The organism is Paenibacillus sp. RU5M (genome assembly GCF_900221055.1).
GTDB lineage: Bacteria > Bacillota > Bacilli > Paenibacillales > Paenibacillaceae > Paenibacillus > Paenibacillus marchantiae.
On sequence record NZ_OBQM01000002.1, the window covers coordinates 455,589 to 482,376 of the forward strand.

24 protein-coding genes are annotated in these 26,788 nt (G+C 47.8%); 4 read left to right on the forward strand and 20 right to left on the reverse strand.

The window, feature by feature from the left end:
• The first annotated feature begins 69 nt into the window (after positions 1–69).
• Both CRO25_RS07705 and CRO25_RS07710 read left to right on the forward strand, forming a co-directional pair.
• A complete protein-coding gene (locus CRO25_RS07705; protein WP_079694543.1) occupies positions 70–1,386 on the forward strand; it encodes an ABC transporter substrate-binding protein in 1,317 nt (438 codons plus the stop codon).
• Positions 1,387–1,413: 27 nt separating this feature from the next.
• Complete coding sequence (locus tag CRO25_RS07710) at positions 1,414–3,060, forward strand: hypothetical protein (RefSeq protein WP_079694544.1); 1,647 nt, start codon at positions 1,414–1,416, stop codon at positions 3,058–3,060.
• Between the two features lie 119 nt (positions 3,061–3,179).
• Here CRO25_RS07710 and CRO25_RS07715 read toward each other — a convergent pair whose 3' ends face one another.
• On the reverse strand, positions 3,180–3,524 hold the full coding sequence (locus CRO25_RS07715) for a hypothetical protein (RefSeq protein ID WP_079694545.1): 345 nt from the start codon (positions 3,522–3,524) through the stop codon (positions 3,180–3,182).
• A 120-nt stretch (positions 3,525–3,644) separates the two neighbouring features.
• Here CRO25_RS07715 and CRO25_RS07720 point away from each other — a divergent pair, with 120 nt between their 5' ends.
• Positions 3,645–4,043: a hypothetical protein gene (locus CRO25_RS07720; RefSeq protein WP_064638911.1), complete on the forward strand. Its 399-nt coding sequence runs from the start codon at positions 3,645–3,647 to the stop codon at positions 4,041–4,043.
• A 237-nt stretch (positions 4,044–4,280) separates the two neighbouring features.
• On the opposite strand, the gene CRO25_RS07725 is transcribed toward CRO25_RS07720, so the two are convergent.
• From CRO25_RS07725 to CRO25_RS07785, 13 genes are all read right to left on the reverse strand, one after another.
• Positions 4,281–7,454 (reverse strand): bifunctional cytochrome P450/NADPH--P450 reductase, encoded by a 3,174-nt coding sequence (locus tag CRO25_RS07725; protein ID WP_079694546.1) that lies wholly within the window; start codon positions 7,452–7,454, stop codon positions 4,281–4,283.
• A 378-nt stretch (positions 7,455–7,832) separates the two neighbouring features.
• Entirely contained in the window at positions 7,833–8,387 is a 555-nt protein-coding gene (locus CRO25_RS07730; protein WP_072732510.1) for a glutathione peroxidase, read from the reverse strand.
• Between the two features lie 259 nt (positions 8,388–8,646).
• On the reverse strand, positions 8,647–9,372 hold the full coding sequence (locus tag CRO25_RS07735) for an LUD domain-containing protein (protein ID WP_079694547.1): 726 nt from the start codon (positions 9,370–9,372) through the stop codon (positions 8,647–8,649).
• Positions 9,362–10,879: a LutB/LldF family L-lactate oxidation iron-sulfur protein gene (locus tag CRO25_RS07740; protein WP_079694548.1), complete on the reverse strand. Its 1,518-nt coding sequence runs from the start codon at positions 10,877–10,879 to the stop codon at positions 9,362–9,364. The genes CRO25_RS07735 and CRO25_RS07740 overlap by 11 nt, the downstream gene beginning before the upstream one ends.
• Positions 10,876–11,604: a (Fe-S)-binding protein gene (locus CRO25_RS07745; protein WP_079694550.1), complete on the reverse strand. Its 729-nt coding sequence runs from the start codon at positions 11,602–11,604 to the stop codon at positions 10,876–10,878. The genes CRO25_RS07740 and CRO25_RS07745 overlap by 4 nt, the downstream gene beginning before the upstream one ends.
• Before the next feature lie 67 nt (positions 11,605–11,671).
• Positions 11,672–12,433 carry a DeoR/GlpR family DNA-binding transcription regulator gene (locus tag CRO25_RS07750; protein WP_079694552.1) on the reverse strand — a complete coding sequence of 254 codons (762 nt, stop codon included), beginning with the start codon at positions 12,431–12,433 and terminating at the stop codon, positions 11,672–11,674.
• A gap of 1 nt (position 12,434) precedes the next feature.
• Positions 12,435–13,928, reverse strand: a complete 1,494-nt coding sequence (locus CRO25_RS07755) for a rhamnulokinase family protein (RefSeq protein ID WP_079694554.1) — start codon at positions 13,926–13,928, stop codon at positions 12,435–12,437.
• A gap of 241 nt (positions 13,929–14,169) precedes the next feature.
• Positions 14,170–14,676, reverse strand: coding sequence for a DUF2500 domain-containing protein (locus CRO25_RS07760; RefSeq protein WP_256863603.1), 507 nt, complete (start codon positions 14,674–14,676; stop codon positions 14,170–14,172).
• 117 nt (positions 14,677–14,793) lie between these two features.
• Positions 14,794–16,596: an oligoendopeptidase F gene (gene pepF, locus CRO25_RS07765; protein ID WP_079694556.1), complete on the reverse strand. Its 1,803-nt coding sequence runs from the start codon at positions 16,594–16,596 to the stop codon at positions 14,794–14,796.
• Positions 16,597–16,995: 399 nt separating this feature from the next.
• Positions 16,996–17,355: a helix-turn-helix domain-containing protein gene (locus CRO25_RS07770; RefSeq protein ID WP_063563329.1), complete on the reverse strand. Its 360-nt coding sequence runs from the start codon at positions 17,353–17,355 to the stop codon at positions 16,996–16,998.
• Positions 17,356–17,829: 474 nt separating this feature from the next.
• Positions 17,830–18,393, reverse strand: coding sequence for a 6-phospho-3-hexuloisomerase (hxlB, locus tag CRO25_RS07775; protein ID WP_079694558.1), 564 nt, complete (start codon positions 18,391–18,393; stop codon positions 17,830–17,832).
• Positions 18,394–18,398: 5 nt separating this feature from the next.
• Complete coding sequence (gene hxlA / locus CRO25_RS07780) at positions 18,399–19,031, reverse strand: 3-hexulose-6-phosphate synthase (RefSeq protein WP_063563327.1); 633 nt, start codon at positions 19,029–19,031, stop codon at positions 18,399–18,401.
• Between the two features lie 406 nt (positions 19,032–19,437).
• On the reverse strand, positions 19,438–20,520 hold the full coding sequence (locus tag CRO25_RS07785) for a lactonase family protein (protein WP_079694560.1): 1,083 nt from the start codon (positions 20,518–20,520) through the stop codon (positions 19,438–19,440).
• Between the two features lie 217 nt (positions 20,521–20,737).
• Between CRO25_RS07785 and CRO25_RS07790 the strand changes: the two genes are divergently transcribed.
• Positions 20,738–21,667, forward strand: a complete 930-nt coding sequence (locus CRO25_RS07790; RefSeq protein ID WP_079694562.1) for an AEC family transporter — start codon at positions 20,738–20,740, stop codon at positions 21,665–21,667.
• Here CRO25_RS07790 and CRO25_RS07795 read toward each other — a convergent pair.
• From CRO25_RS07795 to CRO25_RS07820, 6 genes are all read right to left on the reverse strand, one after another.
• Positions 21,645–22,235 carry a DUF2062 domain-containing protein gene (locus tag CRO25_RS07795; RefSeq protein ID WP_063563324.1) on the reverse strand — a complete coding sequence of 197 codons (591 nt, stop codon included), beginning with the start codon at positions 22,233–22,235 and terminating at the stop codon, positions 21,645–21,647. The genes CRO25_RS07790 and CRO25_RS07795 overlap by 23 nt on opposite strands.
• 58 nt (positions 22,236–22,293) lie before the next feature.
• On the reverse strand, positions 22,294–22,752 hold the full coding sequence (locus CRO25_RS07800; protein ID WP_079694564.1) for an OsmC family protein: 459 nt from the start codon (positions 22,750–22,752) through the stop codon (positions 22,294–22,296).
• 19 nt (positions 22,753–22,771) lie between these two features.
• Positions 22,772–23,539: a DeoR/GlpR family DNA-binding transcription regulator gene (locus CRO25_RS07805; protein WP_079694566.1), complete on the reverse strand. Its 768-nt coding sequence runs from the start codon at positions 23,537–23,539 to the stop codon at positions 22,772–22,774.
• A gap of 160 nt (positions 23,540–23,699) precedes the next feature.
• On the reverse strand, positions 23,700–24,830 hold the full coding sequence (locus CRO25_RS07810; RefSeq protein ID WP_079694568.1) for an NADH-dependent flavin oxidoreductase: 1,131 nt from the start codon (positions 24,828–24,830) through the stop codon (positions 23,700–23,702).
• Between the two features lie 251 nt (positions 24,831–25,081).
• Positions 25,082–25,759: an SOS response-associated peptidase gene (locus tag CRO25_RS07815; protein WP_063563320.1), complete on the reverse strand. Its 678-nt coding sequence runs from the start codon at positions 25,757–25,759 to the stop codon at positions 25,082–25,084.
• 110 nt (positions 25,760–25,869) lie between these two features.
• Entirely contained in the window at positions 25,870–26,709 is an 840-nt protein-coding gene (locus tag CRO25_RS07820) for an AraC family transcriptional regulator (protein WP_179132111.1), read from the reverse strand.
• Positions 26,710–26,788 lie beyond the last annotated feature (79 nt).

Here is a 26,788-nt window from a genome sequence, read left to right on the forward strand (position 1 = left end):
CCTGTCCAGACGCAATACGTGTACAACAGATATTATTTTTTTCATTATCTATTGTCAGGGGGATTTCTCATGTTCAAACGATTAATGATCACTGTTATAGCTTCACTCCTGTTATTGGTGACTGCCTGCTCTGGAACGGATCATACCGGCGCTGATGAGCAGAAAGGAACAAAGATTGCTGAAGACGGGCAAGTCGAACTACGCATGATGTGGTGGGGCGATCAAAAACGGGCAGATATTACGAACGAAGCCCTGAAGGTTTTTCAGGAGAAACATCCGAATATTAAAATTGTAGGTGAATTTGCCCCTTCCTCCGGATATTTCGACAAGTTGAATACACAGCTGGCGTCAGGCACAGCACCGGATATTTTCTTCCTTGGGGGTAATGTGGTTGACTACGCCAAAAAGGATGTACTTTTGAACCTGGACCCTTATGTCGGTAGTGAACTGAATCTGGATGGCATGGATGCCACCATGGTTGAATATGGGCGTCTTGATGGGAAGCTGCAGCATATTTCCGCAGGTGCGAATGCACGGGGTATTGTCGTTAATCAAGCGCTATTCGATCAAGCGGGAATCCCTTTGCCAGCTTCGGATTGGACTTGGGAAGATTATGCTGCAATCAGCAAAGAGCTGTCCGACAAGCTCGGTAAGGGCTTTTATGGAACCTATAATTTCACAGTTGACGGTATGGATATCTTTTTGAAACAACGCGGCAAACAGCTATATGATATGAAGAATGGCACGCTCGGATTTGCAAAAGAAGACATTTTGGAATGGTTCACTTACTGGGAGCAGGCTTCCAAATCCCGAGGTGTGGTCACGCCTGAATTGCAGGTTTCCAACCCACCGGATGATACGAGTAAATCCTTGCTTATTACGGGCAAGGCGGCTATGAGCCTGCTTCCTTCGAATCAACTGGCTGCTTTCCAGAGTCTCACAGAAGATAAGTTAATTCTTTTGCCTGTACCACGGGGTCCAAAAGGAACTGGGGTTGTATTTGAATCCAGTCAGGGGTTGTCCGGTTATGCGAATACCAAACATGCAAAAGAAGTCGCGATCCTGATGGATTTCTGGATTAATGATCCGGACGCAGCCAAAATTCTCGGCAACGACCGCGGCGTGCCCGTTACGGAAGCCAACCGCAATCTGCTTCAACAAGAAGCGGGACCTGTTGAAGAGATTGTATATAATTACACCAGCTTTGTATCTGAAGCTACAAAAACGGAGCCTTTTGACGTGAGCTATAATCCTCCGGGATTCGCTGAATTCTCCAAGCTGGCCCAGACAACCAACCAGGAAATCGGCTTTGGCCGAAAAAGTGTGGAGCAAGCCGTGACTGACTTCTATAATGGCACCGTACGAATCTTTGAATCCAATCAATAAATAACCGCTAGCTATAAGGAGGTCGACATGACAGAAGCCCTGCTGAACAAGCTGCGTCAGATCTCGATCCACGATCATGTGCAGCCAGGTAAACCGGAAGATCAAAAGTTAATACAGGAATGGCAGGCGTCGGGTGTTCAATTCGCGGCAACTGGTGGAAGACTGGAAGCAACTTATTATTCCGCATTGGAGAAGTTACTGACTTGCATTGTGCCCCTGAACGGCATTGAGCCCATTCTTCAGGAAGGTGGCATCTATCTGGGTTGCTGGCTGGAGAGTACGGGCACCATTAATGCGGAACTGCTGTCACGTCTGATTCCTTCCGTATCGGAAACGACCTATCTTGCTTTTGCCCGACACCAAAGAGAAGATGGATTGCTACCTTATAAGCTAACGGAGAACGGTCCATCCTTTCGCCAGATTCAGCTCGTTACACCATTGGCACGAAGCGTATGGAACCACTACCTGCTTCATGGAAAGAACCTTTCCTTCCTGAAGACCATGTACAAGGCCATGGTACAATACGACGAATGGATTGCAACGTATCGCAATACCCGAGGGACCGGCTGTGTGGAGGCATTTAGTACCTTTGATACCGGGCATGATCTGTCCCCACGGTTCTGGCATGTCCCGGATACACCTTATATGAATGATGCTGCGTCCTACCATCCGGACTCTCCGGTCCTGCCTTTTTTGGCACCAGACTTAACCGCCAATATATATTGCCAGCGCATGTATTTATCCCGAATGGCTGAGGAACTTGGGGAGTCTGGTGGTGATTGGAAAGCAAAAGCTGAAGCCAGTCTGGAAAGTCTCTTCCGCTACTGTTATGACGAAGAGGATATGTTCTTCTACGACAGGGATCGCAATGACGAATTCGTCAGGGTACAGTCCGATGTGCTGCTGCGCGTGATGGCCTGCGAGGTGGGCGACCGTGAATTGTTTGATAACATGCTGCGCCGGTATTTGCTGAATACAAGTAAGTTTTTCGCCAAATACCCGTTCACCTCCATGTCGATGGATGATCCACGGTTCGATCCGTTCTCCTCTTATAACAGCTGGGGTGGAGCATCTAACTTCCTGAGTCTGATCCGTGCACCACATGCTTTTGAATATCACCATCGCTATGTGGAATTGACCTGGGTACTGCAACCCATCTTGTCGTCCCTTTCCAAAGCAACGCGCTTTGCGCAGGCTTTAAGCCCATGGACCGGGGAGGAGGGTTTTACGGAAACCTATTCCCCCTCCATTCTTTGCCTGCTTGATTATGTGGAACGGTTATGCGGCATCATGCCGGTTGGATCGGATCAACTGTGGTTTACCGGTCTTCTCCCCATCGACATGGATCATGGCGAAGAAATCGCTGGTCATACGGCGTACAGCCGTACGGTGAGTGGGCTGCATTTTGAATTGGTGAACACGCCAGAACAGGTAACGGTATATCAGGATGGTAAGATTCTTATGGAGGGGCCAGCAGGAATTCGGTTAATTACGGATCAGGGTGGACATTTGGAAGGCGTCATCGGAATGAGCGTGCGCACGATTGAGGGTGAACTGATCTATCGAGGAACATCCATTCCGATTCGAATCAAAGGAAATGAACTCCAGCGGTATATAGAGGGAAGCTTGAAAACAGAACGGGATATCGGCATCATCTATCCTTCCTATCGCTAGTGCGTTTCCCGATGAATAGTTGCAACGCCAAAAGCGCAAGTGGCAAGGGTAGCTCCCCTGTACTTGCGCTTTTACGATTTTACTATCCTAATGGACTGTCCACGAAAATGAGCCTTCGCTTATGCTTTCCGCTCCCACGCAGGGTGGCGATAGAACTCAATCGTATCTATATAGTTCACCGTGTACTTCTGTTCAACTTCCGAAAGCTCCAGCAGCTTTCTGTCCATTTGTTTCAAACCCATGACCACATCATGCCGGAGAAGGTCCATTGCAATTTTGACTACAAAGCCGCCTTCCATCTCTTTATGTTTATTACGAAATTCTTCATTATAGATCAGTTCCGGTGTAAACGATGCTTCAACAAATGCGTTGACAAGCGTAAGCTCATTACCCTCTATCTGTACCGCGATATAATAGTTGCCACGTTCATCCCGAATGAGGTCTTTATACATTTCCACGTCCATCTGAATCACTCCCTATATCTTAAGTTGTACCTTATCATGAGTAACATGGGCGCCATTTCGCTCACCTCTTGCCCTCGTCCATTCATATAGTAGGTATAAATGGCGAACGGAGGATTGCTTATGAATTGGCACCAACTTCATACAGGAAAAACACTTCAACAGCGTCTGGCCGAGTTCCAGGGACATCTGGCAGAATTGAATGCTCCATTGTCCGGTCTGGAACCTGGAATAATTAGAAAAGTATTTCCGCGCAATTTTATCAAAGTCAATCGGCAGTTATTTATTCCACTCAGTTTGTTTTCCATTCGTGTATTTGATGTACCACGAGCACGGCGAGGCATACGGGTAGGCATCCGCACGGTATTCCCATCCGGAAACGCATTTAACAATATCCGACTTGTTGGTGTTGGACTGGATTACATTGAGCTGCAGGGAAAAGGTAAATTCTCCTCACGTATTCTCTTTCCGCTAACTCAGGTCGAATCGATCTATCGTCCAACGAATAAAAAGAAGAAATAATGAGACCAGACATCGCTGAATTCATATCTGTGCCAGCAATCGCCCAATGAGAGAAACGATCCATGCCCTGGGTCAACCCCATGTCATGATATGCATATTTCTATTCCCTAGTATAACTCATACCTGCATTGGTCTGCTCGGATATTGTGCCATAGCAAAAAGCGGTGAGCACAGAACCCTTCTGTGTCTCACCGCGCAGATGCCTATCAATAATCATTGGAATCAGGAACGTATCACTCAGATGCCTGTCCACACATCCTTGGCATAACGACCTTCCTGCTGCAAACGTTCTAACCACGCATCGGCTTCCTCTGTGGAGTTGCCGCTGACATCAGCGTACGCTTTCTTGAGTGTTGCTTCAACATCAGGTGCCATCTTGCTGCCATCGCCGCAAACATACAGATGTCCACCCTGTTCGAGCAGAGGAATCAGTTTGTGGGCATCATCTCTCATTAGATGCTGCACGTAACATTTCTCTTCCCCGTCCACGCGGGAGAAGGCGGTATGAAGCTGGACAAGGCCCTCTTGCTCCGCAGTTTCGAGTTCATTTTTATATAAATAATCATGTTCAGGGTTGCGACATCCAAAATACAGATGCGCCTCGCCAACCTTCTCACCCTGTTCCTTCAGTACACGTCTTGCCTGCAGGAAACCACGGAATGGAGCTACGCCCGTCCCCGGACCAACCATAATGATCGGAGCCTCTGCAGTTTCTGGCAGTTCGAACCCGGACTCAGGCGTGCGTATGAACATGACAACCTCTTCACCCGGCTTCAAGTTCGCCAGATAGTTGGACGCTATACCTTTATATTCTCCCTGACCACTCCACGCCGGAGCACGCACTACGCTGACGGTAATGCTGGCCTGCTCAGGCTGCACTCGTGGCGAACTGGAGATTGAATAATATCGGGCTTTCAGGGAAGGCAGCAGTTCCAAAAACCGTTCGAAAGGCAGCTCACATGCTTCGTATTTCACCAAATAATCCAGCATGGATATGCGTTTCTTACGCACTTCTTCCATGTAAACAGACTCATCAAGAAGCGCTTCGAGCTCCTTCTTATGCGGTGGGCACACCGTGTACGCCGCCAGCTCCCTCAGTTGGGCCCGAGTTGCCGCTTCCTGAAGCTCCACACTGTGACTGAGCAGATCGACCAGATTAACCGGTTGGTGCAATGGCAGATGAGCTGCGCTGCGACCAGAGGCATCCAGAACCAGATGTTCCGTACCTGTGAATCCATATCGTTTCAGTACTCGTTCTACGAGCTCAGACGGGTTTTGCGGTAAAATGCCCAGGTGGTCGCCTTCCTTATAGGTTGCGCCTTCAGGCAGTTTAATCTCCAGATGACGTGTGCTTCGTTCACTGCCCGCATCATGAAGTTCCCGATTCTCAAGCACTTCAGCAACATGTGCATCATACGTATCCGCGAGCGGAGTTACCGCCAGTCCGCTGACAAACTGTACTGACAAGGAACTGCGCTCACTACCTGAGCTTGTATTCAACTTGAGGCCCAGAGTTCGTGCCAGATCCGGCCATAGCTGCTCGGTCCAGTCTCCAACCTGTTTCTCAAAGTCCCCGCTGGCATCACTTTCTCCGATCGGTGATAACCGTTCTGCTCCTTTGGAAGATAACTGCTCATCAATCAAACGCGGGATACGCTGGTACGTGCTGGCCCAGTTGTGATCCCCACATCCGAGAACGGAGAATCGAACGCCTTGGAATTCCCCTGCATCCGCATGTTCAATCCACTCGACGAAATCCTTGGCATTGCTTGGTGGCTGACCATTGTAGGATGCGCTCACAATGATGACGACGCCTTCCTTCGGAAGTTTGCCTACACGATCATCCAGGGTAGCCACCTCGCTGCGGAAGCCCTGATATCTTGCGGTATCTGCGATTTCACGCGCAATGCCTTCCGCAGTCCCAAGATTAGATCCATATAGGACAAGCATCGGGGTGTGATGGGCATTTGCTGTATCCGGCTCTTGTCTTTTGGCAACCGGAGTCGGTTCCTCCACGGCAACACCCGGAACAGCCATGACCGGTTGCCCCCCGCGTGCACGAACACGAATCGTGAAGTTATCGGGTTTGAGCGTCAACGTTTCTTTCACTTTCAACTGATAGTCCGCATGATCGATGAATTCAAAATGCTTCAGGACCATTCCTAGCACAAGTGTTGCTTCCTGAAGGGCGAATTGCTGACCAATGCAGGCCCGCTGACCATTACCAAATGGTTTATAGGCGTCATGTGGCACCTTGCTCGGATCTTCGAACCGTTCCGGACGGAATTCCTCCACATCGTCTCCCCAAGCGTCGCGGTCCCGGTGCAGCTTGGGAATGAGTACACTGACACTATCCCCTTTTTGCAAAGGATATTTCCCGTCCAGAACAAGATCTTTCTTCGCGTATAAGGAGAATGCCGGAGCCGTAGGCCACAACCGCAATGCTTCGTTCAAAACCATACGAACATATTTCAGATTGCGGACCTGATTGTATGTCGGAACCGGATCTTTCAGAATCTGATCTGCTTCAGCTTGAGCCTTGGCAAGGGTATCCGGGTTTTTCATTAAATAATAGATGGCAAAGGACAACAGGCCACTCGTCGTCTCATGTCCAGCAATCAGGAAGGTGATGATCTGGTAACGGATATTTTCATCGTCCAGCGTTTCCCCGGTTTCCGGGTCCTTGCCACTAAGCATATGGGACAACAGATCGTCCGCCCCTTCCTGGGGCTGCTCCTTGCGCTCCGCAATAATATGATCCACCAGAGAGTACATCGAACGGATATCCTGCTCAAACTGTTTCTTTTTGGTGATCATCAGCTTGTCTTGCAGACGCAAACGCTGCAACGAACTCATCGATTCGTCTAGTGCTCGAACCATACTGGTAATGAAGGGATGCGGTTCTTCCCGGTAAAAGCTGTTAAATCGGTAGTTGAATCCACACAATCCAATCGTATCCAGGGTGAGACGAGTCATATCATCAGGTACGTTAACCGTCTCATCCGGATTCAATCTGGACCACTTCTGCACGAGTTGTACAGCGAGATCAATCATTTTGTTGTGATATCCCTGCATTGCACGCTGGCTGAAGCTGGGCAGCAACACATTGTGAGCTTTTTTCCAATTCGGTTCTTGAGTCCAACTCGTAAACAGGCCATCTCCGGCAAATGCACGTACCTTCTCCAGCGGTGCCCATACCCGTTTATCGAATTTGGATTCGTCGGTTACCTCGGCTACCAGTTCGTGACCTGAAATATACAATTCACTTCGGCCAGGATAATCCATTCGAAAAATGGGGCCATACTCTTCAGCGAGTTTCACCAGGGATTGTACAGGCTCATCGGTATTTAACTGTGGTAAGTTTCCTAAAGGCCCAAAAGTTTTGGGTTGGGGAACTGAAATTTGCGCCATAATACTCACTCCTCTTCCAAGTGTTACGTTCGACTAAAAAATAATACCTTCGTTCAACTACGACTTCAGATCAACAGACATGACTACATTTTCTGCAAATTTTCATATTTCATCCAGATAACCTGAAATTCATACCGGAACCAACTGACCAAAATGGTATATTGGTCAGTTTAGATTAAAAAAAATGGGTTCCTTCGTTATCTTTCTTTTACCCTAACATTTCCAGTCCTAATCTTCAACAGTCTCAAAGTCGTAGGACCAATGGGTATCCATCCGAATTGGCATGAGTAAATTTCCCCTTTGGTCCCTCCATATAGAGATTATTTTGCTCTGAACGAAAACTAGAATTTCGAAGATACACAGTTCATTAAACTCAAACTAGGCCTGTCTCAGCAGGTTCCGAATCGCTGACTCCATCTCTATCGGTGCAACCGTAGTCTCATAGCGACCACTCACTTCCCCGGTTCGATTAATCAAAAATTTGGTGAAATTCCATTTGATTCCGTCTCCCCGGTATAATTCGGGATGTTTCTCCTCTAGGAATTGATCCATCCACCGACCTTCTTCCGATTCCACGTCATAACCCTCAAATGGGGCTGTATCGACCAGATAGCGAAACAAAGGATGTATGGACTGTCCGGTAACCTCGATCTTCTCAAAAATCGGAAAGGATATATGAAAATGATTCCTACAATACTGAGCTATCTCATCATTGTTGCCCGGCTCCTTCTGATTAAACTGATCACAGGGAAACGCCAGGATCTCCAGCCCTTGATCACGATACTGCTCATACAGGTGTTGAAGCTCCGTAAATTGTCGAGAGTAACTGCACTTGCTGGCTGTATTCACGATAAGTAGCACTTTCCCCTCAAAAACAGATAAATCGCCCACGTGTCCATCCATGAATGGAACCTGATAAGAAAATATACTCATTCATAACGCCTCCTTGGTCGGTTCTCACATGAACCTATCTTGGAATGGATTATACGCCGCTTCTCTTGATAGGTTAAATATATAATAATTATAATATTAATAGTTTTTATCTATAGAATATTTTTATCTACTGCCATATGATTGAATGGCTCATGATCCCTTTCATAATGGACATACTAGACATAGAAAAAACTGCCCTTCGCAGATAAAAAGCTGCTTTTGGACAGTCATTCGTGAGGTTATGCATTTAGAAATGGTGTTATCCCATAATAAGACCATATACAATCCCCGGTCCATGTACCCCAATGGTCAAATCATTTTCAATATCGGAAGAACGACTGGGACCGGAAATAAAATGAATGCCTGCTGGAAGATTCTCTCTTCCCGCTTCATCGAAGCGATCAAGCGTTTCACCAAGTCTAGTGTAGAGCCGTTCGATCGGAATAATAATGATGAGTACGGTGGGCAATAGACTAACTGAGCGTCCCTTTTCTGGCGAAGAAAGCACCGTGACGGAACCCGTATATGCTGTAGCATAATCCGCCATCACTACACCGATATCTGCCTCGGCTGCCCGTGCCTTCCAGTTCTCCTCTGCTTGGCTGTTCCATACAGCAATCTGCACATCGGGAAGTTGCTCTTCCAATCCAAGATCGGTCAGCGCCTGTTCATTCTGACGTATGATATATTTCGCACTCAATTCATGAGATTTATTAGCGATAAAGTCCGAAGCTTCGCCAATGTCTCTTACCCGTGCAATATGAGCACCTACACTCACAAAATTATCGGTAAATGCCTGTATGCGTTTATCTATGTCCCAGTCCAGATCCGTCCAGAATGCGGGTGCACCTCGAAAAGGTTGGGTCGGAGCATGTGTCTGCCGTGGTCTCCTCAATTTGGACGCAATGTCATTCATAAAGTGCTCCTGCTTCGCACGAGATTTTTTCTCCAATTGCTCCAGCCATTCCTGATGTTCAGTGTTCATTTTGACCACCGCCCCCCTCGCGCTCACGCAGAATCTGTTCCATTCGATCCCGAACGGAAGAATCCATTTCTTTTTTGTCTTGATTCAGCTCCTGATCCAGCTTGTTCCATTGCTGCCGGAAGGAACGCTTCGCGAGGCTTGGCGCAACCCGATAGCTGTTCCAGCCTTTGAGGGGCCCAAGTTTAAGTGAAATTCCGTTATTCCGTACAACGGCTTTCTGACCAATCTGTCCGAGACGTATAGCCGCTCCGAAGCGTTTAGAATTGGATACAACCGCTGCAAAACCTTTCATACCAGCGCTCTCAAGCTTATTGCCATGGCCCTTTTCCACCTTGCGTCTGCGTAAATATACGAGCATATCATGCAGCGGAATTTTGACAGGACAGGCTTCATAACAGGCTCCGCATAGACTGGAAGCACCCGCGATGTCGTTCCATTCATCGATGTTGCCATTCAGTGCAGGTGTAAGTACCGCTCCAATCGGTCCACTGTAGGTTCCACCATAGGCATGCCCGCCGATATGACGATATACCGGACAAGTGTTCAAACATGCACCACAGCGAATACAGTTCAACAGCTCCTGAAACTCGGGATCACCCAACTGAAGTGAACGTCCATTATCCACGATAATAATGTGCATTTCATCTGGCCCGTCCCCGTCTTCTGTTCGGCGAGGGCCGGTTATACCTGACATATACATCGTCAATTTTTGACCTGTCGCGGAGCGTGGCAGTAAGGTTGCCATCACCTCGAGATCCGTCCAGGATGGAATGATACGCTCCATGCCCATTAAGGTAATCTGTGTTTTTGGCACGGTGGATACCATACGGGCATTGCCTTCATTTTCGAATAGGACCATGGAACCCGTTTCCGCAATCGCAAAATTGCAGCCGGTCATGCCTATATCTGCTTCAAGAAACTTCTCACGCAGCTTTTTGCGTACAAATCCGGCAAGTACGGTGGTGTCCGGTTCCAGAGTTTCTCCCGCTTCCTTGGACAACAGGTCCGCAATCTGGTATCGATTTTTGTGAATAGCCGGAATGACGATATGGGATGGGGCTTCACCCGCCAATTGAATGATATATTCGCCCAGATCGGTCTCTATTGCTTCAATACCTGCGGATTCCAATACATGGTTGAGATGCACTTCCTCGGACACCATGGACTTGGATTTTACCACGGTAGAAGCCTGCTTGTGAGCCGCAATATCAAGTGCAATCGCTGCTGCCTCTACCGAAGTATCGGCAAAATGAATATGAACTCCATTGGCACGTGCATTATTGACGAATTCATTCAGGTAATAATCCAGATGTGCGATCGTATGCAGACGAATCTGACGTCCACGTTCGCGCCATTCTTCCCAGTTGCCATGTTCTTCGGATGCGGACTTCTTGCCATTACGCAATCGCTCTGTCGTATACTTGACGGCTTTCCGCAGGAAGTCATCATTCAAAGCCAGTTCTGCACGTTCTTTGACGGTAACATCCATTACACCGGGTTGACTCATCCTGTTTGCACCCCCTCATAGAGCAGTTCGGCCAAATGCATCACACGCACTGGTTCATTCCGATACCGCAGATTACCTGCGATATTCATTAGACAGGCCATATCCAGTCCTACCAATACTTCAGCTTCCGTTTCTTTGATGTGATCTACCTTCTCTGTGACCATGGCACCAGATATATCCGGCATTTTGATGGCAAAGGTACCACCAAAGCCGCAGCAATCCTCTCCGTAAGGAAGGGGAACAAATTCCAAACCTTTTACTGCCGAAAGTAATGCCATAGGCTCATCCTTTACGCCTAACAAACGGCTGCCATGACAGGAGGGATGGTATGTAACCTTATGCGGAAAATGTGCACCCAAATCCGTGATGCCAAGCACCTGAACGAGGAACTGCGTGAATTCGTAGGCTTTGGCTTCCAAACGTTTAGCCTTCTCCAGCCACACAGGTTCATCGACAAACAGCTCGGGATAATGATGAATCATGTACGTACAGGAGCCCGAGGGACAGACGACAAAATCACTATCATCAAAGGCTTCCAGAATCGTTTTGGCGGCTATCCGTGTCTCATCCCAATACCCGCTGTTGTAGGAAGGCTGACCGCAGCAGGTCTGCACGGGCGGGAAATCCAATCGAACGCCATGAGCGGCGAGCAATCTCACCATCGCCTCCCCCACGCGGGGATATATGGCATCGCTGAGGCAGGTAATGAATAAGGAGACCTTCATGATTACACGCTCCTATAACTGATGAATTGTTGTTATAACGCATATAAGTATCAAATACCGTATTGTTTTATACCCTTGTGATTGAGATATCATAGCTGTTCAGTCGTTCTATCAAATCATCATCAAGCGACTGATCTGTGATCACCGCATGAACCGCATTTAACCCGGTTACCCGGGCAAATGCACGAACTCCAAACTTGCTCGTATCTGCAAGCAAAATGACCTGGTCGGATATGCCGACCATCTTCTGCTTCAACCGTGCCTGAAGCTCATTGGATTCACTGATTCCTCCGCCTTCCAGATGCACACCTTTACAAGACAGAAACAATTTATCGACATGATATGTCTCCAGAGAACGTTCCGCGAGCGGTCCAACAAAAGACAGAGATCGTTGGGCCAGCTGGCCTCCAGTCGAGATGACTTCAATCTTTTCCCTGCTGCTCAATTCAGTGGCTACCTGTATGGAATTGGTTAATACAGTCAATGGCATATCCGGCATATTGGCCGCCATATACCCTGCTGTCGTGCTGGCATCCAGTAGAATTCGATCACCCGGACGAATCATGGATAGAGCCGACTGGGCAATTCTTTTCTTTTCCTCTGCATGTGTTGTTTCCCTTACCCGGTAAGGAATCTCCGGCTGCTCTTCCTTCACGCTGACAGCGCCGCCATGGGAACGGCGCAGCCGCCCTGCTTGCTCCAGCCGATCCAGATCACGCCGAATGGTCTCTTCTGTTACCCGGCAGTGCTCACTAAGCTCGGATACACGCATGCTGCCCTTAACATTAACCATCTCCACAATCCGGTCATAGCGCTCTGCTGCCAGCATGTTACACCTCGCTCCCGGCTTGTGATTTGGGCGAAGCCGTCAACCTTATGAATCTGCCGTAGGCCTCTTCCCAGATTGGTCTGTCCTTTGGTTCATAATCAGTAACTGGGAATGAATCGCGAATGACCTTGCGGGCTTCCCATATATCCTTAAAGGCTCCGCTTGCCATCCACTGTACAGCCATGTTCCCGATCGCACTACCTTCTGCTGGCCCCGCCCATACCGGTTTGCCAATGGAATTGGCTGTCCACTGACATAACAGGCGATTCTGAATGCCCCCACCGACCATATGCAATCCATTAAAAGACTGTCTGGATAGTTGTTCTGTCCATTCCAGCACCCTCCGATACTTCAGTGCGAGACTCTCCAGAATAGTACGGGCAATGGCCCCCTGGTCTTGCGGCTCAGCCTGCCCTGTATCACGGCAATATTGTTGTATGCGAGAGGTCATATCCCCTGCTGGCATAAACCGCTCATCATCGGGATCAAACAGACTCGCAAATGGAGGAGCAAGTTCCGCCCTGCTCAGTAACTCCGCATAGCTGATTCCCTGTCCCTTCCGTTCCCATTCACGCATGCATTCTTGCAAAATCCACAGACCCATGATGTTCTTAAGCAAACGGAACGTACCGCCTGCTCCGCCCTCATTCGTAAAGTTGAGCGCCAAACTCTCGGAACTGATGGCGGGGTGATCAATCTCCGTGCCCATAAGTGACCAGGTTCCGCAGCTTAGGTAAGCAAATGAACGCTCTGTTGCCGGAACAGCCACAACCGCCGAACCTGTGTCATGCTCTGCAACCGCAATAACCGGAATGGCAGATAATCCAAGATCACTGCAAATGCTGCTGCGCAGCTGCCCCACTCGAGTACCTGGCATGACTGCTTCTCCAAACAGCGTCTCCGAAATACCAATATGTGCAAGCAATTCACCATCCCAATGTCCTGTGGTCGGATTGTATAACTGTGTTGTGGTGGCGTTGGTAAACTCATTCACCGCTTCACCGGTTAGAAAGTAACGAAGCAGATCAGGGATCATGAGGAAACGCTCCGCTTCGTTAAGCAGTGGGGAGCCACTTCGCTTAAGCGTAGCCAACTGGTACAGTGTGTTAAAGCTAAGAAACTGGATGCCTGTGCGTTCGAAAATTCGCTGAGAGGTCAATTCCTTACGCACCTGATCCATCATGCCGTTAAATTGTGCATCACGGTAATGATATGGATTGCCCAACAATTCACCATGACTCCCAAGTAGTCCAAAATCAACCGCCCAGGAATCAATCCCCAGACTTTCAGGCTGCTCTCCCTTTTGTTTAACAAGGTTCAGCCCTTCCAGCAATTCATGGTGCAGCCTCAATATATCCCAGTGCAGCCGCTCCCCCGCTTTTACCGGTTCATTCTTGAACCGATGGATCTCCATCGTTTCCATTCCCCGATCATTCAGATGACCCAGCAGTGCTCTCCCGCTTCCAGCACCCAAATCATACGCCAGCACACTCACCGCTCTTCACCAGCCCTTCATCCCATACTATATTTTCGCTCTTGAATATTTCTTGATTTCAATCATAGCTGCTCTGCACTTTATTCTTTATTTTGTTGTTTGTTTATTTTTGTTTTATACTGTTTTGCTTTATTTTACGAGTATATCATCATTGTAAGCGTTTGAATACCCTGTGATTGGTTTCTTTTACCCATACCAAAAACGACTCTCTCCACTCGGGAGGAGCCGCTTCACTATTTTTTCACGTATAAAAGCTGTTTTTGCTAACACCGGACTGAGGCTGCACATCTCTTTCAAAATGCTTAAACCTTGTCCCCTGATATGTCAGCATGCCTCGGTCATGTTCCACAAGCATACCGTAGTCACTCCCACCTACGTTCAGTTCTACCCGTTCACCGTTGTCCAGCTCAAATGTAATGTAATAGTAAGTTGAAGCACTGCTGTCCCCTGATCCTCCACTAACTCTCGTTCGCTTTGCCACAATCGTTGAATGCAAGGTTAACAGCGCTGATGCATTATTCGATGACCATGTGCGTACCCCTGAAATAATGGCATAAACAATGACACCAGCAATGATGAGAAAAACGCCACCGATAAAAATGGATCCAAACGCACTCATTGCACCAAACTCATTGAATCCAGCAAAAAAACCACCCTGATTGCCCTCAAATCCCGGAACATCATTCATGTCATCAAAAATACCGAAGCCATCCATGCTTAACCAGCCCAGTGATGAAGATATGCTCAATGACGTCATTCATCATCGTTCCCTTCTCCCTGCAAATTAAGATGCACCGCCCCCTGCCAAGGAGACGGTGCACGCAAACAACCCTACAAGCCTTGTCCGTATACTATATGAACCTGATTACGAATACAGACGTTCAAGTTCATCGACCAGACTGCCAACATAGGCAACAGCAGCACGAATCGGCTCAGGTCCAGACATGTCCACACCCGCAAGCTTCATCAGCTCTTGCGGATCAAGGCTTCCTCCCGCTTTCAATGCGTCAAGCCAGCGGTCTACGGCAGGCTGCCCCTCTTCCCGAATCAGCTGTGCAGCAGCGGTAGATGCCGTCAGACCTGCTGCATAGGTATATGGATACAATCCCATATAATAATGAGGCTGTCTCATCCAGGTCAGTTTGGCCCCTTCGTCAATCACCAAATCAGGCCCCCAGAACTCGGAGAGGATGTTGCCTTTCAGCTGACTTAATGTCTTCGCTGTGATAGGTTCATCCTTGGTTGCGAGTGCGTACACCTGACGCTGCAACTCACCTTCAAGCAGATGCGTAACAAAGTTATGGTAATACGTATTGAGCAATTGCAAAATGACCCAACGACGCATTCTCGGATTATCAGAACGTTTCAACAAATGATCTGCCAGCAGCATTTCATTCATTGTCGAAGGCGCCTCTATGAAATAGAGGGACGGTCGTGTATTCGTAAGACGTTGGTAATGCCCGGCAAGCATGAAATGTCCAGCATGTCCCACTTCATGGGCAAGTGTAAATGCTCCGCGCATATTGTTTGCCCATGAGATCAGGATATAGGAATGAGAACCATATATGGACGAACAAAAAGCTCCTGTCGATTTGCCCGCATTATCTGCGTAATCTACCCAGCGCTCACTAAATGCACGCTCCACAATGTCGCCATATTCCGGTCCCATCACGGCAAGAGCTTCACGAATGAGCGTGCAGGCTTCCTCATATGTAATGGCAGGGCTGAATTCAGGGTCCAGTGGTGCTTTCAGATCACAGAACATCAGCTTGTCCAGACCTAACTCACGTTTCTTGAGAGCTGCCAGTCTGCGCATGTGAGGTGCGAGTTCCTGCTGGATGATGTCCAGTACATTGTTATACATCTCTTTGCTTACCTGCTGCGGGCTGAGCAGCATATCCGTAACATCATCATATCCACGCAGCCTGGACATGACGACCTGTTTCTTCACTTCGGTTGCGTAACCTTCAGCAAACGTATTTTTGTAATCATTCAGCTTGGAGCTGAATGCAGCATACGCAGAGCGGCGCAGCTTTGTATCCGATGACATTTCATAATTATTCTCATAGAATGACCAGGACAGCGGGCGGTTATTGTCATCGCCATCAAGTGCATCGTCAAACGTCATGTCTGCTAATTTACCACGCAGATAGATCCGGTATGGCGAGTCCAGCACTTCCCCGAGGGAAGCGAGTACCTTCTCCGTTTCGGGCGAAAGACGATGTGCCTTTTCCTGAATTAGACGATCCAAACTGCGGGCATACGGCTGCAAACCCGGAAGTTCTTCAATATAACGTTTAACCGTTCCATCCGGAAGATCCACGATCTCGGAATTCACAAAAGACAAGGACGACGACAAATTCGATAAGATGTCTCCCGCCTTGGCTGAATTCTCAATATTCACGGGATTGGTACTGTCCTCCGACTGTTTCAGCCGGGCATATGAAGCTGTTTTGCTAATGCGTTCCTGCAAAGCTTCGCGGGCATCCAGACAGGCCAGCAGCTGCTCAGCGCCTTCGCCCAGATGTCCTTTGAATGTTTCGATATGGGCAGCAGCTTCAGGCAGTGATCTAAGCTCCTGCTCCCACTCTGCGTCTGTCCCAAACAAGTCTCGCAAGTCCCAGGTAGTCTCTTGGTTTACTTCATCGCGTGTACGTATTTTTTCCATCGTTAAATGTCCTCCTCCTTGCATTTCCAATATCTCTCATCGTATCATATTCGGAGCATTTATGCCTTACATATCCTAAAATGAGCCTTTTGGTTCAAGGGATTATAGATTGGACTAAAAAATATTCACACTTACCACTCCGACGGAAGAATAACCTTCCGATCGCTGTTATCCCCAGATTTTTTGATCCCTTTTCTAAAGGGGAAATCCGGGGATAAGCATATGCTTCCGATGCAGCTTTCTTTCAGAAGCTTTTAGGCTAACGCTTCGCTTCTTCAGGCTATTTCTGCCTTCTACGTTTCAAGAAAACTTTTTTAAAACTGTCAGTGAATTAGAGGGAAAGAAAAACCGCCAGGTAATGGAAGTGTCCATTTACCCGGCGGTTCGTCTGACTATAACTTATTCTGATTTCCAAATTACATTTTCACCATAGTTTTTACCCCAGTTATACATCGCATGCAGCACGGGCATCAGGCTCTGTCCGTGATCCGTCATCGTATATTCCACACGAGGAGGTACTTCTGCATACACCTTGCGCTCAATTAGCTTGTCTTCCTCCAGCTCACGCAACTGGTTGGTCAGCATCTTTTGGGTAATATGAGGAATCAATCGCTTCAATTCACTGAAACGTTTGGTGCCTTCAAGACCCAGATGCCATAAAATAATCAGTTTCCATTTGCCGCCAATAACAGCAAGGGTCAATTCTTTCTCACAGTTGATCTCTTTCAAGTTGATGCGTTCCTTGACTTCGGTTGCCATGGCTCCGAGCCCCCTTTTCTTGCACTCAATATTATATCGCTAAAATGCATTTCGCATATCACAAGAACACTCCGCAACAGGAGAACTTGCCGCTCCCTTGTATCATATAACGGGTTCATTGGTTCGATACAGCTTGTATACATTCTACTACAGCAAGACTCTGATGTTAAGCAAACCCCGAATCAGACCACAAACAACGATAGCAGAAAAGACCGGAACTCCCTCTTGTTTAAGGGTATTCCGGTCTTTCATCTATAAGTTGAACTAATGAATATTTACACTAGCCACTCCGATGACAGAACAATCTTCCGATCACTGTTATGCCCAGATTTTTTCATCCTCTTTATCAAAAGTGAAAATCTGGTCATAAACGCGAACGCTCCGCTTCTCCAGCTTATTTCTGTCCTCTACGTTGTTGTGTAAATGTTTAGTTCAACTTATATATTCTACTTCATCAAGTTTATGACATATGGTCTATTCCAGGTTGGCATGACGCCCAAACATGTCTGCTCCAGTCATACTCTTCATTTCCATCATGGTGAGCACCAGTGCATCCATGCTCAGCAGCAGCCCCTGTTCAAACAGAGAGCCCATCGGCTGTATGGTCACTGTCGCTCCGGCGTTTGCTGTATCTTCTTTGGCGGATGCATGAAGACGAACCACGGTATCGGACAGCTGTCCAATGGTGGACTCTGGTTTAATTGTGATCAGACCCACAGGAGCACCTGCTTTACTGGCCTTCTGAGCCATCGCTGCCAGACTGCCTGTCTCCCCTGAGCCTGAGCATAACAAGAGGAAGTCTTTCGGAGAGATCCCTGGCGTAACGGTCTCCCCAACTACATATACCCGCAGACCCATCTGCATCAATCTCATCGCAAAAGCCTTTCCCATCAGACCGGATCGGCCTGCGCCTGCCACAAAAACCTGTTCGGCAGCCAGAATATGTTCCGCCATGGCCTGCATCTCCGAGTCGTCGATCTGGCTTAGCGTACGTTCCAGCTCCTTCAAGATGTCCACTGCGTATTGTCGGCTGCTCATCTGTCTTACCCTTGTTGAACCAAACGTTGCATCTCAGCTGCAACTTTAGCTTTGTCTGCTTGTCCAGTGATACCGCCACCCACAATCACCAGATCCGGTTGTGCTTTGATCACTTCAGGCAATGTTTCCAGCTTGATGCCACCAGCTACAGCTGTTTTTGCATTTTTCACGGCTTGTTTGATCGTTTGCAGATCTTCGAACGGGCTTTGTCCTTCAGCTTGCAGGTCATAACCTGTGTGTACACAGATGTAATCTACGCCAAGCGAATCAACTTCTCGAGCACGCTGTTCAAGATTAGGCACGTTGATCATGTCCACAAGAACTTGTTTGTTTTGTTTCTTCGCTTCTGCTACTGCACCTTTGATCGTACTATCATTGGTTGCCCCAAGCACAGTGATCAGATCCGCACCAGCTTCAGCTGCTTTCATGATTTCATAACCACCAGCGTCCATAATTTTAAGGTCTGCAAGAACTTGCAGATTAGGGAATGCTTCTTTCATCGCTTTTACCGCGTGCAAACCTTCATTAATAACGATTGGCGTACCAATCTCAACGATATCGATATATTGTTCAACTTCTTTAACAAGTGCAATACCTTCAGGGATGTTTACCAAGTCCAATGCCAATTGCAATTTCACGATTCATTTCTCCTTTTGTTGTTCGAGTATGAGTATATCCTGTAAAGGATGTTAAAATATTTAGCCTGCACCGTTCAGCCAGTTCAGATGCATGCAATGTTTGTCATGGCTACTCATTCATTGTAGAACCTGACTATCCGTTAAGGAAGTACGCACTTTGAAGTCAGGTAGTTACTTGCACGATACTATTGATTGAATTACATTGTTATATGAACTTAAATTTGAAAATAAGTTATCGTTCACAATCCACATATGTGGTTATCTGCGAATTCATGTGCTCCTCTTCTCATCAAAAAAGACCCCGCCACAAGGACAGGGTCTTTCCAAAGTATCAAGTCAACAAGATTATACAAATTGATCCTGAAAACGTATTTAAACCTCTCGGTTAATCATTCAAATCTTGGATTTACAGATAAACAGGTTTCACGCATACCGGCTTGGATACACCTGTGCTGTGGCCTGTGTATTTCAGACGCCCGCTCTCCTGATCCACTGTAAAGGAAACGATATTGTTGGTATCGCGGTTAGCTGCGATCAGCAGTTTGCCATTCGGAGTCAAAGCAAAGTGACGTGGGTGTTCACCCTCAGCAGATACATGCTCAACCAGTTTCAAATGTCCTGTTTCAGCGTCTACTGCAAATACCACGATGCTGTCATGCCCGCGGTTCGAACCGTATACGAAACGACCATCGTTTGATACGGCGATTTCAGCTGTTGTGTTTTCACTGCCATCATAGCCGTCAGGCAATGTGGAAACGGTGGAAACCTCTGTCAATGTGCCTGCTGCTGCATCATAACGGAAAGTCGTAATGGAAGAATCCACTTCGTTAATAACATAGGCGAATTGACCATTCGGATGGAATGCCAAGTGACGAGGTCCTGCACCCGGATGTGTTTTGGTTTCACTGTGCAGTACGAGTTCGTTCTTCTCTGCATCAATGGAGTAGATTGCGATTTTGTCCGCACCCAGATCCTGTACCATCATGTATTTGCCATCCGGGCTGAAGAATGCAGAATGCACATGCGGCTTGTCCTGACGTTCAGGATGCGCACCTTTGCCTTCATGTTTCTTCTCATCCAGAAGCACGCCAACTTCACCGTTATCCGCCAGGGCTTGCAGACCCACCAGACCACCGTGGTAGCTGGAAAGGATCAAGTAACGTCCGGAAGGATCACGTTGGATATGACATGGTGGAGCCGAAATGGAGTCATGACGATTCAGCAATGACAATTTTCCTGTTGAAGGATCAATGCTCAGAGCTACAGCTTCAGACATTTTATTGCCTTCGGCAGACGCCGTCTCACCGATCGCATACAGTTTATTACCTTCAGCATCCACGTTTACAAACGTTGGATTTTTCACGCCCGCGATGCCGTCAAGCTTGGAGAGGTTACCTGTATCCTCATTCAATTCATATGCGTAAATGCCCTCATTTTCCGCTTCGGCATAAGAGCCGACCAATACGAGCAAGCGTTTTGATTCACTCATTACAGTTTCCTCCTCTATGTGTATGTAATCTGGTTGCACCTCTTCTATAATAAATCTGCCATATCAAAATAGCAATCCACCGCCCCTGCGCATCCATCAAAGAAGTGGCCTCAAACATATGCTCATTACGCAAGTCAATACCAAAATCCATTCCCGACAAAGGTCAACTTCTGCTATGATAAAATAGGTTTTTCATCCAGAAAGGACTGAATTTCGATTGTTTAATTCATTTCTACTCACGTTATATCATGTATTTCTGCCCATATCGCTTCCTGTGATCGGAGGCATATTGTTAAAACGGTTCAAACATTGGGATACTCGGCCGCTGTCGACCTTTTCTCTCTATATTTTGAGCCCTGCGCTTATCTTTGATACACTGCTACATGCTGATATTACATGGACAGACGTAACCGGCACATTCTGGTTCTCCATGATTAATCTGATCGCCTTGTGGGCACTGGCTGAACTGCTGAGCCGAGTATTCCATCTTGGGGCAAGCGAAAAAGCGGGACTTACCCTTGTCTCCACGTTTACGAACTGCGTGAATTATGGGCTCCCGCTTGTGTTGCTTGCCTTTGGACAGCTTGGATTGGATAAGGCTTCGGTATATGTCATCGGACAGATGATCATTGTAAACACAGTAGGTATCTTTTTTGCCGCCAGATCTGAATTCACGGTCAAAAATGCGATTCTGTCCGTCTTCCGTATGCCTTCCATCTATGCTGCTTCGATAGCCATCATCCTGCGTGCATCCAATCTGAGCTTGCCAGTGGCACTGGATGGAGGCATCTCCATGCTCGCAGCCGGTTACTCTCCTGTCGTACTGGCCATTCTCGGTGCACAGATGCTCAGACCACGTGGTTCCGTCGAACCTTGGAAACCTAACGTGCGCAAAGCGTTCTGGACTGGACTTATAGTACGGCTTGCTGCAGCACCAGTACTCTCATATCTAATCCTGACTGCACTTCAGATTGAAGGAACGTTATTCAGTGTGCTGCTGATCCTAGCGTCCATGCCGACCGCAGTGAACGCCGTAATTTTGGCCGAGCAATTCAATGCGTCTCCGCAGTTTGTGTCCCGCTGTATTCTGTGGACAACTGCTGCGTCCATGGTCATTCTGCCGATCATGATTGTGATGTCTTCCTGATCAGCACGGAAGCTGAAGTTGGAGACATCGCTGCTTGCTTGCGTTTCTCCAACCGACGTTCAAAGCGACGTTTCAGTGCTCTGACATAGAAGAACTTGACGACAAAGTAAGAAATCACACCCAGGATGACCCCAAAGACGGACATGCCTGCCAGAATATCCAGACCACCCCGCAATAGTTCACTTAGCGCGGACCAGTTGCCGCGAAACAGCTCCATAAAGGCACTCTCATGAACAAGTCCCTGCCCCATGCTGTGCGCCGGCAATATCCAGGAACCAATTTGCTTGGCAAGTGGCATCAATATGATGGGCAGGAAAGTTAGCTTGCCGACCACGTTGCCCACAATAGCCGCTGGCAGTGAACCACCGGACAAACGTACAATCGGATAGAACACGAGATATACCAGTGATGCTGTGGAAATGACGATCAATTCCAAACCAAAACCCAAAGCAAATCCGGTAGATACTTTATGTGCCCCGCCGGGAGCACGTAACAATTTGAGAAAATTAAGCTTCAAAGCACGTGTTAAACGCGCAAAACGTGAGTTTTTGCTTTTCTGTAGGTTCATACCGAACTTCCCCTTATCTTACACAAATGACGGCTGAAGCCGCCTACTCTTCAGTATATCACACCGCGTTAACGCCTGCTGTTATAATCACTGGCTGTGTCTCAATGGCGACGTTACCTGCTACCGCTCTGGAGATCATGCAGGACTCTTCTGCTTTATGTGCCAAGCGCTCCGCCTTCGTTACATCAGCATCAGATGCATCCGCTTTGAGCACAATGCGAGGTCTGTGTGTGATCCGTTCGTACGTAAATACGTTATTGGTAACATCCACTGTCGCTTCGGACTCCAGTGTCAGCTCATCCGGTGTAATCTCCGATCGCTCCAGCATTGCTGCCAGCGTAATCAAATAACAGGTGGACGCTGCACCCAGCAGCATTTCATCCGGATTGGTACCGGTACCCGGACCACCCATCTCCTGTGGAATCGAAATGACTGTTTTTAACCCGCCTGCATCAATATGCCCTTCACTGTTACGTCCACCATTCCAAGTAGCTTTCAGGTGAAAAGGATGTTTCATTATATTCATTCCTTTCTAATTAGACACGGACACATGCTATGGATTGTTCATTCAGTGCGCTAACCTGCTCTTCCTCTAAGCCCAGATCCGTTATTACTTTTGCCACACTACTGAGTTCAGCCACTCTTGTAAAAGCCTGCACGCCAAACTTGCTCGAATCCGCCAGCAATATAACTTCATCAGCTATGCTGATCATCTTCTGCTTCACCAGCGCCTGCAATTCATTCGACTCACTGATGCCCTTGGTCAAATGTACACCTTTGCAGGATAAGAAAACTTTATCCACATGATACGCATCAAGCGACCGTTCAGCTAGCGGCCCTACAAACGATAGGGACTTCGAAGCAAGCTGCCCGCCTGTCGCGATTACACGGATCTGTTCCTTGTTACTCAGCTCCGCTGCGACCTTAATGGAGTTGGTCAACACGGTGAGTGGTATGTTCGGCAGTCCAGCCGCCATATACCACGCAGTTGTACTGGCATCCAGCGCTATCCGGTCACCGTGCTCTACCATTTTCAACGCTTCGTCCGCAATTCTGCGTTTCTCTTCTGCATGAGTTACAGCCCGCTCCGGATAAGGGATCTCCGACTGCCCCTCTTCTTTATATTTTACGCTGACAGCCCCGCCATGGGAACGTCTGAGCCTTCCCGCCTGCTCCAGCTTGTCCAGATCACGACGGATCGTCTCTTCCGTCACACCGCAGCGCTCACTAAGCTCGGTTACGCGCATACTTCCCTGCGCATCTACCCATTCCACAATTTTCTCATAACGTTCAGCCACGAGCATCTTCATTCACTCCAAACCGTTGATTATCCAAGATGAATCCTGTTCATCCCATCATACCACAGTGCCCCCGGAAGGAGAATTTCATCGAGCGCGCAGAGGGTGCAAAAAAGAGGGAGCGTAAGCTAGCTTATGCTCCCTCCATTTCCAATGAAATTGTGTCTTATTTATCGTCAGCCATAGGGAACCAGCCCGGTGTGTGAATAATTGCATTCCACAGACCGTCAGGGATAACCAGACGTTCCTGATCTGATTTGGTGAGAATCGTCTCGATATCTTCCTCACGTCCGCTTTCGATTTTCTCAACCCAGTCAGGCTCGATAATCAGCTCACGACCAATCGCAAGCAGTGGCACACCACTCTGGAGAGCTTCGGCTGCCTCGTCTGCGGTATGGATGGAACCTACGCCAATGACAGGCAGTTTACCGCCCACACGTTCAAGGATAAATTCAATTCTGGAGCGAGTATCTGCTTCACCTCGTCTTGGCTTGGACCAGAACTCGTTGACGGATACATGCAGGTAATCCAGATTTTTATCTTTCAGCGCATCAACCAATGCATACGTCTCTTCCATGGTCAGCCCCGGTGTTTCCGGCTCTTCTGGTGAGAAACGGTATCCAACGATAAACGGCAGTTTCGTATGTGTAGCTACAGCCTTCTGGATCTCATCTACCACAGCCAATGGGAATGTGAGACGTTTCTCGATGCTTCCACCCCAACGATCTTCACGTCGGTTGGAATGTGGAGAGAAAAACTGCTGAATCAGATAACCGTTTGCACCATGAATCTCAACACCGTCGAAGCCAGCTTCAATGGCGCGACGGGTTGCTTCCCCAAAGTCCTTGATAATGGACGTAATTTCGTCATCAGACAGCTCTCTTGGTACAGGAGATCCCGGACGCTCACTGGCAACAGCACTTGGAGCAGCGACTTGACCCGCTGGTACCGCTTGTTCTGGCGTGAGACGACCTGCATGGAAGATTTGCAGTACGGCTTTGGAGCCTTGCTGCTTAATCGTATCGGCCAGACGTTTCAGACCGGGAATAAAGCTATCGTCATAACTGCCAAATTGAGCCGGAAAACCAATTCCATTCGCAGTTACATGAGTTACCGCTGTAACAGACATACCAGCACCGCCAGTACGACGCGCATAATAAGCAAGTTCAGCGTCTGATACAGTACCATCGGGATTCGAGGACATATGAGTCATTGGAGCGAGCACGATCCGGTTTTTCAGCGTAATGCCGCTTGGCAGTGAAACTTGTTCAAACATTGGGCTATACTTTGGATTCATTCGTGGTTCCCTCCTGATTAAATATCTCTTTTAATAGATATATGAATATATGCGTTCGCTTACTGTAATTATTATAGTTACGTTTCACTCACATTGCAACTTTTCATTTTTCACCCCTTATCCATTCGATGCTTAAATCTCACTGCTCCATTCACTATCCGCCTTTTGTCCATTACACTTTTTTCTTCTTTCTCAACCCAAAAAGACGGAGTGTCTTACAACTCTCCGCCTCATAAAACTGCTTGCTCAGCTTAGAAACTGCGAACGTATGCCAGCTTCTGGTCCATCTCTTCCACACATTCATAGCAGTCATGCTCATCATTGGCTACCATAGGAGTTACCGGATACAGATTCATCTCTGTACTGTTGTAGGATTTCAACAACGGTAGCAGCTGTGTCACGCGTGTATTCGCCGGATCCAGCCAGGTATTGATCTCTTCTTCAGACAGAATCGCCGGCATTTTGCTGCCAAACTCCCGTGTAACCATGTTCGCCCCCGCCATCAGCATCGTGCAGGTACGCAGTGGCTGTTTGCGCGTATCTTTCCATACCTCGTATAATCCCGCTATGCCAAACAATCCGCGATCCGGCATAACCACTCGCACTGCATAGCTTTTCTTGCCTTCTTGACGCCAGTAATACAAACCATTGCATGGGATAACACAACGCTTCGTCTCTACCAGCTTGTAGTAGGCTGGATTCTCATGGACCGTCATGAGATTGGCATTGACTGCATCGCGTCCCCAGAACGGAATGAATCCCCATCGGAACTCGTCCAATACCCGCTCACCATCCTGATGCAAAATAATCGGTGTATGCTGGGTTGGGCTGATATTGTAACGGTTTTTGTAATAATACATCACCCGTTGAATCTTAAAATGATCCCTGACCTCATCCAAATCGGCTGCCAACGAAAAACGGTTACACATGCTCAGGCACTTCCTTTCCCTGCTTGAATTGAATTTGATTGTATTGTTTGTTATTGCAGGGAAATTATGCATGCTTGTATAGAAAGCATTAGTAATCGTGTGAAATCTTCCTATTTCCCACTGCCTGAGCTATAGAGAAGCCTGAACTGCTGCGGGGTCATCCCGATATCCGTCCGAAACATACGAATAAAATAACTGCTGTGTGTAAATCCACACTGAGAAGCAATTTGTTTTACGGATAGTTCCGAGTCTACGAGCATTTTCTTCGCGGCCAGAATGCGGCAGTCCAGCAGATACCTGCCGGGCGGAACACCCATGATACTCTTGAACATGCGATTAAAATAATACACGCTGTATCCCGCTATATCCGCCATTTCAGCAAGACTTAGCGGTTGTGTGCAGTGACGACGAATATAATCGGCTGTTGAGCGGATTGTATCCTGATGGTTCAGTAATGACGTCCCTTCGATTGACTCCGAATTTCGTGCCAATTCAACTAGCAACTCATACAGTACCGCCGACAACTTCGGTTCATGCACACTCTCATAACCTTCACCGAGCTGGCATAATTGTTCATGCAACTCCTCGAAACGTTCCTCGCCAGAGAATGAAAAGAGCCACACTTTATCCGGATTCCGCAAGCCTAGCAGCCGCTCCAGATCGTGGGCTTGCAGATGAATCCATCTGATATCCCAGGGATCAGATGGATCGGCATAATACTGTTGCGCCTGTCCCGGCGCATATAGAAAACCTTGTCCAGCCGTTAATCGAACGCTACCCTGCTCGGTTCTCACTTCACCCTGTCCGTTGAAAACCAGATGCAAATTATACTCTCGTATTCCGTGCGGACGATGTTCCTTGTGCTCTGGATCGAGATATCTTCCGTAGGCTACTGGATAACATGCATACCCTGCATGCCCGGGCTCCGGCATAAACCAATGGTTTCGCATATGTTCTTCCCCCAAAAATAGCAAGATCATGATACCCTATCGCAACATGTTATTATATTCCCCTCTCATTATACATTAT

Coding starts and splice junctions, on each gene's coding strand:
- CRO25_RS07745 (WP_079694550.1), bottom strand. CDS start 11,604: ATGAAGGTCTCCTTATTCATTACCTGCCTCAGCGATGCCATATATCCC.
- CRO25_RS07705 (WP_079694543.1), top strand. CDS start 70: ATGTTCAAACGATTAATGATCACTGTTATAGCTTCACTCCTGTTATTG.
- CRO25_RS07750 (WP_079694552.1), bottom strand. CDS start 12,433: ATGCTGGCAGCAGAGCGCTATGACCGGATTGTGGAGATGGTTAATGTT.
- CRO25_RS07735 (WP_079694547.1), bottom strand. CDS start 9,372: ATGAACACTGAACATCAGGAATGGCTGGAGCAATTGGAGAAAAAATCT.
- CRO25_RS07810 (WP_079694568.1), bottom strand. CDS start 24,830: ATGAATCCAAAGTATAGCCCAATGTTTGAACAAGTTTCACTGCCAAGC.
- CRO25_RS07785 (WP_079694560.1), bottom strand. CDS start 20,520: ATGAGTGAATCAAAACGCTTGCTCGTATTGGTCGGCTCTTATGCCGAA.
- CRO25_RS07715 (WP_079694545.1), bottom strand. CDS start 3,524: ATGGACGTGGAAATGTATAAAGACCTCATTCGGGATGAACGTGGCAAC.
- pepF (WP_079694556.1), bottom strand. CDS start 16,596: ATGGAAAAAATACGTACACGCGATGAAGTAAACCAAGAGACTACCTGG.
- CRO25_RS07740 (WP_079694548.1), bottom strand. CDS start 10,879: ATGAGTCAACCCGGTGTAATGGATGTTACCGTCAAAGAACGTGCAGAA.
- CRO25_RS07730 (WP_072732510.1), bottom strand. CDS start 8,387: ATGAGTATATTTTCTTATCAGGTTCCATTCATGGATGGACACGTGGGC.
- hxlB (WP_079694558.1), bottom strand. CDS start 18,393: ATGAGCAGCCGACAATACGCAGTGGACATCTTGAAGGAGCTGGAACGT.
- CRO25_RS07710 (WP_079694544.1), top strand. CDS start 1,414: ATGACAGAAGCCCTGCTGAACAAGCTGCGTCAGATCTCGATCCACGAT.
- CRO25_RS07725 (WP_079694546.1), bottom strand. CDS start 7,454: ATGGCGCAAATTTCAGTTCCCCAACCCAAAACTTTTGGGCCTTTAGGA.
- CRO25_RS07815 (WP_063563320.1), bottom strand. CDS start 25,759: ATGTGTAACCGTTTTTCGTTGGCAGCCGATTTGGATGAGGTCAGGGAT.
- CRO25_RS07770 (WP_063563329.1), bottom strand. CDS start 17,355: ATGGCAACCGAAGTCAAGGAACGCATCAACTTGAAAGAGATCAACTGT.
- CRO25_RS07805 (WP_079694566.1), bottom strand. CDS start 23,539: ATGCTCGTGGCTGAACGTTATGAGAAAATTGTGGAATGGGTAGATGCG.
- CRO25_RS07820 (WP_179132111.1), bottom strand. CDS start 26,709: ATGCGAAACCATTGGTTTATGCCGGAGCCCGGGCATGCAGGGTATGCA.
- CRO25_RS07800 (WP_079694564.1), bottom strand. CDS start 22,752: ATGAAACATCCTTTTCACCTGAAAGCTACTTGGAATGGTGGACGTAAC.
- CRO25_RS07795 (WP_063563324.1), bottom strand. CDS start 22,235: ATGAACCTACAGAAAAGCAAAAACTCACGTTTTGCGCGTTTAACACGT.
- CRO25_RS07720 (WP_064638911.1), top strand. CDS start 3,645: ATGAATTGGCACCAACTTCATACAGGAAAAACACTTCAACAGCGTCTG.